The sequence below is a fragment of the Serratia marcescens subsp. marcescens ATCC 13880 genome (assembly GCF_017299535.1).
Lineage (GTDB): Bacteria > Pseudomonadota > Gammaproteobacteria > Enterobacterales > Enterobacteriaceae > Serratia > Serratia marcescens.
The window spans coordinates 1,050,600-1,065,020 of sequence record NZ_CP071238.1 but is presented as its reverse complement, the minus strand read 5'-3'; the positions used below and the strand labels follow the sequence as shown (position 1 = coordinate 1,065,020).

The following is a 14,421-nucleotide window of genomic DNA, read 5'->3' as shown; positions in this document are numbered from 1 at the left end:
GAGAAGAAATTAAGGCCGGGAATGCCGGCCTTAATGTTTTACTTTTTCTTGCGAAGGGTTGGCGCCACTTTATCCAGCACCCCGTTCACAAACTTGTGGCTGTCTTCCGCGCCGAAGGTTTTCGCCAGCTCGATCGCTTCGTTGATCGCCACTTTGTAAGGGACATCCTCGCGCATCTTCAGTTCAAACAGCGCGACGCGCAGCACCGCGCGCTCCACCTGGCCCAGCTCTTCGAGCTGACGCGACAGGTAAGGCGCCATCAGTTCGTCCAGCATACCTGCATTCACTGCCGCGCCGGACAGCAACTCGCGAAAATAGGCGACGTCAACATCTTTGACATCCTGCTCCGTCAGGAACTGGTGTTCAACATCGGCAAGGTCGTTTTTAGACAACTGCCAAGAGTAAAGCGCTTGAACAGCGCACTCACGAGCGCGGCGACGAGCAGCAGGTTTCACGGAATTCCCCTTAACTAAATTCAGGCTTTAATAGCTTTGATAACATTAATCATTTCAAGTGCGGTCAACGCGGCTTCAGCGCCCTTGTTGCCCGCTTTGGTGCCGGCGCGTTCGATCGCCTGTTCGATGCTTTCGGTGGTCAGCACGCCAAAGGCAACCGGGATTTCGGCATTCATCGCAACGTTGCCGATGCCGGAGCTGGCTTCGCCCGCCACATATTCGAAGTGCGCGGTGCCCCCGCGGATAACGGTGCCCAGCGCGATAACCGCGTCGTATTTGCCGGTTTTGGCCAATACGCTCGCCGTCAGCGGCAGCTCGTAAGCGCCCGGGACCCAGACAACGGTGATGTTGTCGTCAGCAACCTGACCAATGCGTTTCAGCGCGTCGATGGCGCCTTCCAGCAGGCTGTCGTTGATGAAATTGTTAAAACGTGCAATTGCGATCGCCACACGGGCATTTGGAGTAGCAACAACACCTTCGATAACTTTCATGGGCTTTCCTTAAAAATGGGTTCAATACCCCGCAGGGGGGCGGATTCTATCATATTCTTTCATCGCCTGCGCGGCGCTTTTGTAAAACCGGCGCGCGGGCGCGAGATTCAGTGTTTCGCCCGCAGGCGCAAACGCAGATCGGGGCCGACCTGGCGCACGTCGCTAAAGACGAATTCCGGCGCGTCGGCCAGCCGTTCCAGGCCCGGCAGATGACACAGGCCACGGCCATTATCGCCCAACAGTTTCGGCGCGATGTACAAAATGAGCTCATCCACCAGGCCGGCCTGCAGCAGCGCGCCGGCCAGCATTGCGCCCGCCTCTACCCAGATTGAATTCACCTGGCGCTTGGCCAACAGCATCATCATCACCACCAGATCAATGCCGCCGCCGTGCGCCGGGCAGATAAACTGTTCGACCTCTTGCGGCCAGGCCTGTTCATCCGCCTGCAGGCGCGCCAGCCAGGTAGCGCCCGGCTGCTGCACCACGCGGTGCTGCGGGGTGATGCGATTTTGGCTGTCGAGCAGGATGCGCAGCGGCTGGCGCAGATTTTCGCGCGGATAGTGGCGCTGCGTCTCGGCGTCCAGCTCATCCCAACGCACCGTCAGCGACGGATCGTCCGCCAGCACGGTGGCGCTGGTGCTGAGAATCGCGGCGCTCTGCGCGCGCAGGCGCTGCACGTCCTGACGCGCTTCGGGTGAGGTGATCCACTGGCTCTCGCCGGTGGCCATCGCCGTGCGGCCGTCCAGCGACGCGCCCAGCTTCAGCTGCACGTAAGGGAAACCGGTGCGCATGCGCTTGAGGAAGCCCAGGTTGACCGCTTCGGCCTCGGCCAGCATCAGGCCATGACGGACTTCGACGCCGGCCTGCTGCAGCTTGTACAGCCCGCGCCCCGCCACCTGCGGATTGGGATCTTGCATCGCCGCGACCACCCGTGTTACGCCGGCGGCCACCAGCGCATCGGCGCAGGGCGGCGTGCGGCCGTGGTGGCTGCACGGCTCGAGCGTCACATAGGCGGTGGCGCCGCGCGCCTTGTCGCCCGCCATGCGCAGCGCGTGCACTTCCGCGTGCGGCTCGCCGGCGCGCAGATGGTAGCCTTCACCGACAATTTCGCCGTCGCGCACGATAACGCAGCCGACGTTCGGATTGGGCGCGGTGGTGAAACGCCCCAGGCGCGCCAGTTCGAAGGCGCGCGCCATATAAAATTCGTCGTGATGCATGAAAGATCCTTTAGTCTTGCAGGCGGGCGATCTCTTCGCCGAACTCGCGCACGTCCTCGAAGCTGCGGTACACCGACGCAAAGCGAATGTAGGCGACCTTATCCAGCTTTTTCAACGCGTCCATCACCAGATTGCCCACCAGTTTGGTCGGCACTTCGCGTTCGCCGGTGGCGCGCAGTTGGGATTTGATATGATTAAGGGCGTTTTCCACGTCGTCCGAGCTGACCGGGCGCTTTTCCAGCGCTTTCAGCATGCCGCGGCGCAGTTTGTCTTCGTTGAACGGCTCGCGCACCTCATCGCTTTTAATCACTCGCGGCATCACCAGCTCGGCCACCTCGAAGGTGGTGAAGCGCTCATTGCACACCAGACACTGGCGGCGGCGGCGCACTTGCGAACCGTCCCCCACCAGGCGGGAATCAATGACTTTGGTATCAACGGCGGCGCAGAAAGGGCAATGCATAACACGTCCTGATAAACGTTTTTATAGATAAACGCAGTTTACCCCGAAGTGCAGCCACAACAAAGGGCGGCGGCCATTTGTTGCGACACGCAGCCGGGAAGCGGCGCCGATATGACTTTCCCCTCCGGGCGGACTAAGCTGATAGCAGGAGATTCAGCATAGGAAATCGCCGTCATGACAACCTGTTACCCCAAAATCGCCCTGCTCGCCGCCGCCGTGTTGCTGGCAGGCTGCGCGCACAACGCCGCCGTGCCTCAACTGCGCCATCAGGTCGCCGCGCTGAACCAGAAAGTGAGCGTGCTGACCGATCAAACCACCGCACTGGAGCGGCAGAATATGCTCAATCAGCACTCCGACAACGGCGTCTACCTGCTGCCGGCGGCCCGAAGCGCCGCCCGTTTGCAGAGCGGCATCGGCGAGCTGAGCGTTTCGCTGAGCCACATCAAGAGCGAAGCCAACGGCACGCAGGCGCAGCTGCATGTGCGCATCCTCTCACAGGCCACGCTGCCGCCGTTCAAAGCGGTGGTGGAATGGGGCCAACTGGACGACGCCACCGGGCGGCCGCTGACCGCCGAGGCGCTGTCGCAACCGATCGCCAGCGCCGATTCGCTGCTGCCGAAACCCGGCCAGGACTTTGAGCTGCGCTTCAGCGGCGTGACGCCGGAACAATTGGGCTATATCCGTCTGCACAGTCTGGTTTCGACCGCCCAACCGGCGGTGGTGCAGCAACGCTGAAACCCAAAGCAAAAAAAAGGAGCGCCGATGGGCGCTCCTTCTCATTTCTCTGAATACTGCGGCGGTTAAGGCAGAATCGAAGGCTGATCCGCGCCCTCTTTTTCCACTTTTTGCTGCAGCATGTGCTCGCGTTTCATCCCCAGTTTCAACGCCAGCGCGGACGCGACGTAGATGGAGGAGACGGTACCGATCGACACGCCGATCAACATCGCCAACGAGAAGCCTTGCAGCATCGCGCCACCGAAGATGTACAGCATCAGCACCACCATCAGGGTAGTACCGGAAGTCATCAGCGTACGGCTCAGCGTCTGGGTCAACGACACGTTCATGATCTCGTAAGGCGTGCCGCGGCGGATCTTGCGGAAGTTCTCACGAATACGGTCGGAAACCACGATGCTGTCGTTCAGCGAGTAACCGATAACCGACATCAGGGACGCGACGATGGTCAGGTCAATCTCGATGTGGAACAGCGACAGCACGCCCAGCGTGATGATCACGTCGTGCGCCAGCGCGATAACCGCCCCCAGCGCCAGGCGCCATTCGAAGCGGAAACCGACGTAGATCAGGATACAGATCAACGCCACCAGCAGCGCCATGCCGCCGGTTTGCGCCAGTTCGCTGCCCACGCTCGGGCCGACGAACTCGATGCGCTTCACGGTGGCGTTTTTATCCACCGAGTCGTTGATCACGCCGATCACCTTGTTGCCCAGTTCCTGGCCTGCGGTGCCGGTCGCCGGTGGCATGCGCACCATCACGTCGCGGCTGCTGCCGAAGTTCTGGATGATCGGATCCTGGAACCCGGCCTTCTCCAGCGTATCGCGCATCAGGTCGAGGTTAGCCGGTTTCTCCAGGTTGATTTCAATCACCGTACCGCCGGTGAAATCCAGACCCCAGTTAAACCCGCGCACCGACATGGTGACGATCGACGCGACCAACAGCAGCAACGAGATGCCGAAGGCCAAATAGTCCCAGCGCATAAAGTCGTAGACTTTACGGCCGTAGTTGAGTTGCTCAACAGTATAATCCTGTGCCACAACGCACTCCTCAGATAGACAGCTTGTTAATGCGTTTGCCGCCGTAAAGCAGGTTGACGATGGCACGGGTACCGACAATCGCGGTGAACATGGACGTCGCCACACCGATAGCGGTGGTGATCGCAAAGCCTTTGATCGAACCGGTGCCCACTGCGTACAGGATGACCGCGGTGATCAGGGTGGTGATGTTGGCATCGACGATACTGGAGAACGCGCCTTTATAGCCCTCATGGATCGCCTGCTGAACGGACCGGCCGTTCTTCAGCTCTTCCTTGATACGTTCGTTAATCAGTACGTTGGCGTCAACCGCCACCGCCAGCGTCAACACGATCCCGGCGATACCCGGCATGGTCAGCGTCGCCCCCGGCAACAGGGACATCACGCCGACGATCAGCACCAGGTTGGCGACCAGCGCCGTGGTGGCGATCACGCCGAACTTACGGTACCAGACCACCATGAAGACGATGGACGCCACCAGGCCCCACAGACAGGCTTCCAGACCTTGGGTGATGTTCTGCTGACCCAGGGTTGGACCGATGGTGCGCTCTTCGACGATCTGAATCGGCGCGATCAGCGCACCCGCACGCAGCAGCAGCGAAAGCTGACGCGCTTCGTTCGGGTTGCCGATGCCGGTGATGCGGAAGCTGTTGCCCAGACGCGACTGAATGTTCGCCACGTTGATCACTTCTTCCTGTTTCACCAGCACCGCACGGCCGTTAGCGTCTTTCTTGCCGCTGTCCTTATACTCCACGAACAGGGTCGCCATCGGCTTGCCGATGTTATCCTTGGTGAAGTTGGACATGGACGTGCCGCCGGCGCTGTCCAGCGAGATGTTAACCTGCGGCTGGTTGTATTCGTCGGTGCTAGAGGTGGAGTCGGTGATGTGGTCACCGGTCAGGATCACGCGCTTGTACAGCACGATCGGCTGGCCGTCACGGGTGTATTTCACCTCTGAGTCGCCCGGCACGCGGCCGTTGGCCGCCGCAGTGGCGTCCGCATTGGTGTTCACCAGACGGAACTCCAGGGTCGCGGTGGCGCCCAGAATTTCTTTGGCGCGCGCGGTGTCCTGAATGCCCGGCAGCTCAACCACGATGCGGTCGGCGCCCTGGCGCTGCACCAGCGGTTCGGCGACGCCGAGCTGGTTGACGCGGTTACGCAGGATAGTGATGTTCTGCTGGACGGCGTATTCGCGCGCTTCGCTCAGACGGGCGTCCGTCAGGTTGGCTTTCATGGTGTTGGCGCCGTTGGCAGACAGCACCAGATCGCGTTGACGCGGACCGATGTAGCTGATGGCCTGATCGCGAGCCGCATCGTCACGGAAGCGAACTTCCACGCCGTTGTTGTCCAGCTTGCGGATAGACGCGTAAGGAATGCCCTTCTCGCGCAGCTCGCTGCGCAGGGTATCCATGGTCTGTTCCTGCAGCTTGCTCAACGCGGTGTCCATGTCCACTTCCATCAGGAAGTGGACGCCGCCGCGCAGGTCCAGGCCGAGTTTCATCGGCTCTGCGCCCAGCATGGCCAGCCAGGTCGGCGTGGCCGGCGCCAGGTTCAGCGCCACGACGAATTTGTCACCCAGCTCGGTCACCAGCGCTTCGCGGGCGCGCAGCTGAACGTCAGGATCTTTAAAGCGAGCCAGGATGGCGCCATTTTCCAGCGCAATCGACTTGCTCGCGATGTTGTCTTTTTCTAATACGGTACGGACCTGGTCCAGCGTAGTTTCACTGGCGGCGACGCCGCGCGCGCCAGTGATTTGTACGGCCGGATCCTCACCGTAGATGTTGGGAAGCGCATAAAGCAGACCGACGAGGATCACGACGATCAACATCAGATACTTCCACAAAGGATAACGGTTTAGCACGGCAATTCCCTTCGGGAAAAAAGATTACAGGGCCTTCATGGTACCTTTCGGCAGAACGGCCGCCACGAAGTCACGCTTGATCATCACTTCCGTGGTGTCGTTCAGCGCGATGGCGATGATGCCGGTGTCGGCCACTTTGGTCACGCGACCGATCAGGCCGCCGGTGGTCAGCACTTCGTCGCCTTTACCGATGGAGTCCATCAGCTTCTTGTGATCTTTCGCGCGCTTCTGCTGTGGGCGCAGGATCATGAAGTAGAAGATCAGGCCGAACACCACCAGCATAATGATCAGAGAGTACGGGCTTCCCTGAGCCGGAGCCCCTGCGGATGCGACGGCGTCAGAAATGAAAAAGCTCATTGAAATTCCCTCATTAAGTTATCAATTATTAGATCAAGCGTTTAAAGGCGGAATCGGCTTGCCGATCCGACCATAGAAATCCGCAACAAACTGCTCTAATTTACCCTCTTCGATAGCCTGGCGTAAACCCGCCATCAGGCGCTGGTAGTGACGCAGGTTATGAATTGTGTTCAGTCGAGCACCCAATATTTCGTTGCAACGGTCGAGATGGTGCAAGTAGGCGCGGCTGTAATGGCGACACGTGTAGCAATCACAGTCCTTATCCAGCGGAGAAGTATCATCCTTGTGCTTGGCATTACGGATTTTTACCACACCGTCAGTCACGAACAAATGGCCGTTGCGGGCGTTGCGGGTCGGCATGACGCAGTCGAACATGTCGATGCCGCGACGCACGCCTTCCACCAAATCTTCCGGCTTGCCGACGCCCATCAAATAGCGTGGCTTATCTTCCGGAATTTGCGGGCAAACGTGTTCAAGAATGCGATGCATATCCTCTTTCGGCTCGCCTACAGCCAAGCCGCCCACAGCGTACCCGTCAAAGCCGATATCCACCAGCCCTTTGACGGAAACATCACGTAAATCTTCGTAAACGCCGCCCTGAATGATGCCGAACAGCGCATTTTTATTTTCCAGCTCGTCGAAACGCTGGCGGCTGCGCTGCGCCCAACGCAGCGACATTTCCATCGAACGCTTGGCGTAGTCCCAGTCGGCCGGGTACGGCGTGCATTCATCGAAAATCATCACGATGTCGGAACCCAGGTCATACTGGATTTCCATCGATTTTTCCGGGCTCAGGAACACCTTGTCGCCGTTGATCGGGTTGCGGAAGTACACGCCTTCCTCTTTGATCTTGCGCATCGCCCCCAGGCTGAACACCTGGAAACCGCCGGAGTCGGTGAGGATCGGGCCCGGCCACTGCATGAAGTCGTGCAGATCGCCGTGCAGCTTCATGATCTCCTGGCCCGGGCGCAGCCACAGGTGGAAGGTGTTGCCCAGCAGGATCTGCGCGCCGGTCTCTTTCACTTCTTCCGGCGTCATGCCCTTGACCGTGCCGTAGGTGCCGACCGGCATAAAGGCCGGGGTTTCCACCACGCCGCGGTCGAAAATCAGGCGGCCGCGGCGTGCGCGGCCATCGGTAGTTTGTAGTTCGTACTTCACAAAGCCTCCAGCATCAGAGAAACAGTCTGATGTCGTTGAAACGGGGCCGCGCCGTAGGCGCAGCCCGGGAAATTAACCGCCGACGGACTCGTTTTCCGCCTGCGGATTACGGCTGATGAACATCGCATCGCCGTAGCTGAAAAAGCGGTACTGCTCGGCCACCGCCTGCTGATAGGCGTTCATGGTATTTTTGTAGCCGGCGAAGGCCGACACCAGCATGATCAAGGTCGATTCCGGCAGGTGGAAATTGGTCACCAGCGCGTCGATCACCTGGTAGTGATAGCCCGGATAGATAAAGATGCTGGTGTCGCCGAAGAACGGCGCAATCAGCGCCTCTTTGCTGGCCGCCGCGGCGCTTTCCAGCGAACGCACCGAGGTGGTGCCCACCGCCACGACGCGCTTGCCGCGCGCTTTGCAGGCCAGCACCGCATCGACCACGTCCTGCGGCACTTCGGCGTATTCGGCGTGCATCACGTGATCTTCGATGGTTTCCACGCGCACCGGCTGGAAGGTGCCGGCGCCGACGTGCAGCGTCACGAACGCCATTTCCACGCCTTTGGCGCGCAGCGCCGCCAGCAGCGGTTCGTCGAAGTGCAGGCCGGCGGTCGGCGCGGCGACCGCGCCCGGTTTCTCGCTGTAGACCGTCTGATACAGCTCACGGTCGGCGTCTTCATCCGGGCGGGCGATATAAGGCGGCAGCGGCATGTGGCCGGCCGCGTTGAGAATGGTGAATACGTCGCGTTCGTCGTTGAAGCGCAGCTCGAACAGCGTCTCGTGGCGCGCCACCATGGTGGCGGCGATGCTCTCGTCATCCCCCAACAGCAGCTCGGCGCCCGGCTTGGGCGCTTTCGACGCGCGCACGTGCGCCAGCACGCGATGGTCGTCCAGCACGCGCTCCACCAGCACTTCTATCTTGCCGCCGCTGACCTTGCGGCCGAACATGCGCGCCGGGATCACGCGGGTATTGTTGAACACCAGCAGGTCGCCGGCTTCCAGCTTATCCAGCAGATCGGTGAATACGCCGTGCGTCAGCGCCCCGCTCGGCCCATCCAGCTGCAGCAGGCGGCATGCGCTGCGCTCGGCCTGGGGGTAGTGGGCAATCAGGGATTCGGGAAGTTCAAACGAAAAATCAGCGACGCGCATGGGTATTCACTTCTTCAATTTAAGGCTGGTTGGTAAAAAACAGGCGGCCTAGTCTAAAGCCGGGGGCGGTCAGCGGCAAGAAATAAGGAGGATTTGCCTGACTTCAGGTATAGTTGAGGGATGAATTTTCTCGCTCACCTTCACCTGGCCATGCTGGCGGACAGTTCGCTGCTGGGCAACCTGCTGGCCGATTTCGTGCGCGGCAACCCCGCCGCCGACTACCAGCCCGAGGTCGTGGCCGGCATCATGATGCACCGCCGCGTCGACGTGCTGACCGACAGCCTGCCGCAGGTGAAAGCCTGCCGCGACTATTTCAGCGCCCCCTACCGCCGCGTGGCGCCGATCACCCTCGACGTGGTGTGGGACCATTTTCTGGCGCGCCACTGGCAACAGTTGGAGCCTTCACGCGACCTGCACCAGTTTACCCAGGAAGCCCGCAGCCAGATCGAACCTTACCTGCCGCTCACGCCCCCGCGTTTTCAGAACCTGAACGGCTATCTGTGGCCGGAACGCTGGCTGGAACGCTACGCCGAATTGCCGTTCATCGCCCGGGTATTGCAGGGCATGGCCAGCCGCCGTCCGCGCCTCGAAGCGCTGGCCGGCTCGTTCGCCGACGTCGAACAACATTATCATCAGCTTGAAACACAATTCTGGCAGTTTTATCCGCAAATGATGCAGCAGGCGAAGGAAAAAACGCTCTGAGGTCAAGCCCAAGCGTTTGAAATTGCAGCGCATTGCAAGAATTTACGTTTTGCCGCTTGCCCTTTTGCAGGAAAAGGTTATTTTTAAAGCTTGATAAATTATATCAACGACTTTGATAGGTAAAAGCTATCTCATTAATTGGTCTTTTACCCTTTATTCACCAAGTCATGGCCCCTATACTGGCCCTTGTTTTTACATCCACCCTTTAACACCTATTACAGGAGTAATTATGGTCCTGGTAACTCGTCAAGCCCCTGACTTCACTGCAGCTGCCGTACTGGGTAGCGGCGAAATCGTTGAAAACTTCAACCTGAAGAAGCACCTGAACGGCAAACCGGCCGTGCTGTTCTTCTGGCCAATGGACTTCACCTTCGTATGCCCTTCCGAGCTGATCGCTTTCGATCACCGCTATGAAGAGTTCCAGAAGCGTGGCGTTGAAGTGGTTGGCGTTTCCTTCGACTCAGAATTCGTCCACAACGCATGGCGTAAAACCCCTGTCGACAAAGGCGGCATCGGTGAAGTGAAATACGCAATGGTTGCTGACGTTAAGCGTGAAATCCAGAAAGCTTACGGCATCGAACACCCGGAAGCCGGCGTTGCGCTGCGCGGCTCCTTCCTGATCGACAAAGACGGCATCGTGCGTGCTCAGGTTGTTAACGACCTGCCAATCGGCCGTAACATCGACGAAATGATCCGTACCGTTGACGCGCTGCAATTCCACGAAGAGCACGGTGAAGTCTGCCCGGCTCAGTGGGAAAAAGGCAAAGCAGGTATGGGCGCTTCCCCAGACGGCGTGGCAAAATACCTGTCTGAAAACGCTGCCAAGCTGTAATTTCAGCCTGATAGTGAATCAACCGGCCCACGCGGCCGGTTTTTTTATGCCCCTTTTTGGGGCAGACCGCCCGCCTGCAGTGCTTTATTTCCCTGTTTCCGCTCACATTTCCCGCCCAGTTCGCCGCGCGAATGCCCATCTGCGGCTACTATCAATAACGCTGGCTCGCGCTTTGCAAGCGAACAGCGGCAAGCAAACACAACACAATAAAAAACTGACAGGGTAGGAATAACTATGTTTTTACAGAAATGGAGCAAACCCCTGACTATGGCGGCGCTGCTGGTCAGCGGCAGCCTGTATGCGGCATCCAACCCAGCGGTGGAAGCCCAAAACGGCATGGTGGTCACCTCGCAGCATCTGGCCTCGCAGGTCGGGGTGGATATCCTGAAGATGGGCGGCAACGCCATCGACGCCGCCGTGGCGGTCGGCTATGCGCAAGCGGTGGTGAACCCCTGCTGCGGCAACATCGGCGGCGGCGGCTTTATGACCGTCCACCTGGCGGACGGCACCGACACCTTCATCAACTTCCGCGAAACCGCGCCGGCGGCGGCCAGCGCCAACATGTATCTGGACGCCGACGGCAAGGTGAAGAAAGACGCCAGCCTGTACGGCTATCTGGCGGCGGGCGTGCCGGGCACCGTGCTGGGGATGGAAACCGCGCGTGAGAAGTACGGCAAACTGAGCCGCGAACAGGTGCTGGCGCCGGCGATCAGGCTGGCGCGCGAAGGCTTTGTGCTGACCCGCGCCGATACCGATATCCTCGACACCACCATCGCGCGCTTCAAGCAGGATCCCGAATCGGCCAAAATCTTCCTGCGCCCGGACGGCAGCCCGCTGCAGCCGGGGGACAAGCTGGTGCAAACCGATCTGGCCAACACGCTGGAAGCCATCGCCAAAGGCGGAACCGACGCCTTCTATAAAGGCAAGATCCCGCAGGCCGTGGAGGCGGCGGCCAAACAGGGCGGCGGCATTTTGACCGCCGCCGACTTCGCCAACTATAAAGTCACCGAAACCCCGCCGATCACCTGCAGCTATCGCGGCTACAAGTTCGTGTCAGCGCCGCCTCCCAGTTCCGGCGGCGTGACGCTGTGCGAAATCCTCAACGTGGTGGAAGGCTATGATCTGAAAAGCATGGGCTTCAACTCGGCGGCGGCCATTCACACCATGACCGAAGCGATGCGCCATGCCTACATGGATCGCAACACCTACCTTGGCGACCCGGAATTCATCAAGAACCCGATCGACCGACTGGTGAGCAAGAGCTACGCCGAGCAGATCCGCAAGAAAATCGTCGCGGACAAGGCCACGCCGTCGGAAAACGTGCAGCCCGGCATGGAGCCGCATGAGAAGCCGGAAACCACCCACTATTCGATCGTCGATCACGACGGCAACGCGGTCTCCACCACCTATACCGTCAACGGTCGCTTCGGCGCTGTCGTCATCGCACCGGGTACCGGCTTCTTCCTCAACGACGAGATGGACGACTTTACGGTGAAAGTGGGCGAGAAAAACCTGTACGGGCTGGTACAGGGCACCGCCAACAGCATTGCCCCCGGTAAGCGCCCACTATCGTCGATGAGCCCGACGCTGGTGACCAAGGACAACAAGATCTTTATGGTGCTGGGCTCGCCGGGCGGCTCACGCATAATCACCATCACCCTGCAGACCGCGTTGAACGTGATCGACCACGGTATGGCGCCGCAGGAAGCGGTGGACGCACCGCGCATCCATCACCAATGGTTGCCGGATGAGGTGTACTACGAACAGCGCGGCGTTTCCGCCGATACGCTGAAGCTGCTGAGCGGCATGGGCTATAAGATGGTCGAGCAAACGCCGTGGGGCGCCGCCGAACTGATTCTGGTCGGTTTGCCGGGTGCGGCGGGCGTCAGCCCGGCCAACTCCGGCAACGATTCGGCGGTTTCCGGCAAAGTGCGTGAAGGCTACCTGTACGGCGCCAACGACGTGCGTCGCCCGGCGGGCTCCGCGGTCGGTTACTGATGTAAACACCCACTCACCTTAACCGCGGGGGCGTTTCTGCCCCCGCACTCCCTTTATCCCTCGCAGCGCCACACGGTGGCCGACTCTTCCGCCAGCTGCAGGCGCAGCCCGCCGACCGTTTCGCTCAACTCTCCCCGCCCTTCCACACGCCGCCACGGGCCGCGGGCCAACAGCGGGTTGTGCGGCAGCTGCGCCTGGCCGCTGCCGTCGCGCTGCAGCGCCACCAACACCTGCTCCTGCTGATACAGACGCACGAACACCAGCGTTTCTCCGCTGGCGTACAGCACCTGACAGCCGCCGCGACGCAGCGCCAGGCTCTGTTTACGCAGCGCCGCCATGCGCTGGAACAGCGCCAGCAGCGGCCGATCCCAGTCACCGACGTCCCACGGGAACGGCTTGCGGCAAAACGGATCGTTGCCGCCGTCCAGGCCAATCTCATCACCGTAATAGAGGCAAGGCACGCCGATCCAGCTCAGCAACCACACCGCCGCCATCTGCATGCGCGCCGCATTCCCCTGCAACAGCGTGAGGAAGCGCGCGGTATCGTGGCTGTCCAGCTGATTGAACTGGATCAGCTGGCGGCTGTGCGGCAGCCCGGCGCGGTAACCGTCCATCCACTGCGCGCACCCGGCGGCGTCCAGCCGCACCGGGTGGTAGGCCACGTCCAGCCCCGCCAAAAACGCCCGCACCGGCAACGCGAACCCCATGTAGTTCATCGCCGCATCCTCCACGCCGGCGTGCAGCCAGCGGCGCGCGTCGCCGAAGTGCTCGCCCAAGACATAGGCCTGTGGATTCTCCTGCTTCACCGCCTGATAGATGCCCGCCAGGTGGCGCAGATTGCCGGTGGCGCCGCCGTTCTCCCCCAGCATATGCACCACGTCCAGCCGCCAGCCGTCGATGCTGTACGGCGGGCGCAGCCAGTGACGCACCACGCTGCCTTCCCCCTGATAAATCGCTTCCGCCACCTGCGGCTCGGCGAAGTTGAGCTTCGGCAGGCTGGCGTTGCCCTTCCAGTCGAGCGCGCGGCCGTCCGGGTAGAAGTTGAACCAGCCGCGATACGGTGAATCGGGGTGGTGACAGGCGCCGTTTTCGCCCTGACGATGGCGGTCGAACCACGGGTGCGAGTCGCCGGTGTGGTTAAAGACCCCGTCCAGCACCAGTTTCATGCCCACCTTGTGAGTGCTCACTCGCAAACGCTGCAGCGCCGCGTTGCCGCCGAAGTGCGGATCGACCTGGTAATAGTCCTCGGTATCGTACTTATGCACGCTCGGCGCGGTAAAAATCGGGTTCAGATACAGCGCCGTCACGCCCAGCTGCTGCAAATACGGCAGTTTGGCGCAAATGCCGTCCAGATCGCCGCCGTAAAAGGTCGAGGCGGCGTGGCGATCCTCCAATGGGTGCTGCCAGTCGCGCCGAATCACCTCGGCGCCGGCCGCGTGATGGCGGTAGCTGCCGCTTTGGATGCCGTGCTCGCCGCCGCTGCTGGCGAAGCGATCGGGGAAAATCTGGTAGAACAGCTGATCCGCCACCCACGCGGGGCCGTTGTCGGGCTCGTCGACGGCGAACTGCGCCAGCTGGCCCGGCGGCGTTGGCGACCAGCCCTGCGGGCCGAACCACTGTTGGCGATCGGCCCACAGCAGCTTGAAGCAGTAACGCCGCGTCGGCTCGCCCTCATTCAGCGTCAGGCTGGCCTGGTAGCGCCGCATCCCCTCGTGGCGCTGCGCTTTCATCGTCAGCAGCCACTCTTCGTTGTCCGGTTCGGCGCGCAAAAATACCCGTTCCGGCAGTTCATCCCCTTGTAACCACAGCGTGATATCCAAACGTTGCCCTTGCTTCACCACAAAAGGCGGGACCGGTTGATGCCAGGCGTTAAGCATACTGTTCTCCTGCTGTACCAAACGAAATCGACGGCGTTCTTCAAAAAACGAACAATGCCACGTTAAGTGCAACTCCCCCTCCTCTCTGGCCGCAAAACCCGGGG

General features: G+C 60.7%; 14 protein-coding genes. 4 read left to right on the top strand and 10 right to left on the bottom strand.

The features are described 5' to 3' along the window. Positions 1-38 precede the first annotated feature (38 nt). From nusB to nrdR, 4 genes are all read right to left on the bottom strand, one after another. Complete coding sequence (gene nusB / locus J0F90_RS04965; protein WP_004940384.1) at positions 39-455, bottom strand: transcription antitermination factor NusB; 417 nt, start codon at positions 453-455, stop codon at positions 39-41. Positions 456-475: 20 nt separating this feature from the next. Next, a complete protein-coding gene (gene ribH, locus J0F90_RS04960) occupies positions 476-946 on the bottom strand; it encodes a 6,7-dimethyl-8-ribityllumazine synthase (RefSeq protein WP_004940385.1) in 471 nt (156 codons plus the stop codon). Positions 947-1,053: 107 nt separating this feature from the next. Beyond that, positions 1,054-2,163 carry a bifunctional diaminohydroxyphosphoribosylaminopyrimidine deaminase/5-amino-6-(5-phosphoribosylamino)uracil reductase RibD gene (gene ribD, locus J0F90_RS04955; RefSeq protein ID WP_033641154.1) on the bottom strand — a complete coding sequence of 370 codons (1,110 nt, stop codon included), beginning with the start codon at positions 2,161-2,163 and terminating at the stop codon, positions 1,054-1,056. A 10-nt stretch (positions 2,164-2,173) separates the two neighbouring features. Continuing rightward, positions 2,174-2,623: a transcriptional regulator NrdR gene (gene nrdR, locus J0F90_RS04950; RefSeq protein ID WP_004940387.1), complete on the bottom strand. Its 450-nt coding sequence runs from the start codon at positions 2,621-2,623 to the stop codon at positions 2,174-2,176. 174 nt (positions 2,624-2,797) lie between these two features. Between nrdR and J0F90_RS04945 the strand changes: the two genes are divergently transcribed. Continuing rightward, complete coding sequence (locus J0F90_RS04945) at positions 2,798-3,358, top strand: SadB/YajI family lipoprotein (RefSeq protein ID WP_016928875.1); 561 nt, start codon at positions 2,798-2,800, stop codon at positions 3,356-3,358. 65 nt (positions 3,359-3,423) lie between these two features. Here J0F90_RS04945 and secF read toward each other — a convergent pair whose 3' ends face one another. The 5 genes from secF to queA all read right to left on the bottom strand — a co-directional run bounded on the left by secF (position 3,424) and on the right by queA (position 8,908). Next, on the bottom strand, positions 3,424-4,392 hold the full coding sequence (gene secF / locus J0F90_RS04940) for a protein translocase subunit SecF (RefSeq protein WP_004940389.1): 969 nt from the start codon (positions 4,390-4,392) through the stop codon (positions 3,424-3,426). 10 nt (positions 4,393-4,402) lie between these two features. Then, positions 4,403-6,250, bottom strand: a complete 1,848-nt coding sequence (gene secD / locus J0F90_RS04935; RefSeq protein WP_004940390.1) for a protein translocase subunit SecD — start codon at positions 6,248-6,250, stop codon at positions 4,403-4,405. Positions 6,251-6,274: 24 nt separating this feature from the next. Beyond that, positions 6,275-6,607: a preprotein translocase subunit YajC gene (yajC, locus tag J0F90_RS04930; protein ID WP_004940391.1), complete on the bottom strand. Its 333-nt coding sequence runs from the start codon at positions 6,605-6,607 to the stop codon at positions 6,275-6,277. Positions 6,608-6,640: 33 nt separating this feature from the next. Then, entirely contained in the window at positions 6,641-7,765 is a 1,125-nt protein-coding gene (tgt, locus tag J0F90_RS04925) for a tRNA guanosine(34) transglycosylase Tgt (RefSeq protein ID WP_016928877.1), read from the bottom strand. A 72-nt stretch (positions 7,766-7,837) separates the two neighbouring features. Beyond that, on the bottom strand, positions 7,838-8,908 hold the full coding sequence (gene queA, locus J0F90_RS04920; RefSeq protein WP_016928878.1) for a tRNA preQ1(34) S-adenosylmethionine ribosyltransferase-isomerase QueA: 1,071 nt from the start codon (positions 8,906-8,908) through the stop codon (positions 7,838-7,840). Positions 8,909-9,028: 120 nt separating this feature from the next. On the opposite strand from queA, the gene J0F90_RS04915 reads away from it, so the two are divergent. The 3 genes from J0F90_RS04915 to ggt all read left to right on the top strand — a co-directional run bounded on the left by J0F90_RS04915 (position 9,029) and on the right by ggt (position 12,440). After that, complete coding sequence (locus J0F90_RS04915) at positions 9,029-9,610, top strand: acyl carrier protein phosphodiesterase (RefSeq protein ID WP_033641155.1); 582 nt, start codon at positions 9,029-9,031, stop codon at positions 9,608-9,610. A gap of 229 nt (positions 9,611-9,839) precedes the next feature. After that, positions 9,840-10,442, top strand: a complete 603-nt coding sequence (locus J0F90_RS04910; protein ID WP_004940403.1) for a peroxiredoxin C — start codon at positions 9,840-9,842, stop codon at positions 10,440-10,442. A 234-nt stretch (positions 10,443-10,676) separates the two neighbouring features. Beyond that, the gene (gene ggt, locus J0F90_RS04905) at positions 10,677-12,440 is read left to right on the top strand and encodes a gamma-glutamyltransferase (protein ID WP_016928880.1); all 1,764 of its coding nucleotides are present in this window, start codon (positions 10,677-10,679) and stop codon (positions 12,438-12,440) included. 53 nt (positions 12,441-12,493) lie between these two features. Here the strand turns inward: ggt and malZ are convergent, their stop codons facing one another. After that, entirely contained in the window at positions 12,494-14,317 is a 1,824-nt protein-coding gene (malZ, locus tag J0F90_RS04900; RefSeq protein WP_033641156.1) for a maltodextrin glucosidase, read from the bottom strand. Between the last annotated feature and the right edge of the window lie 104 nt (positions 14,318-14,421).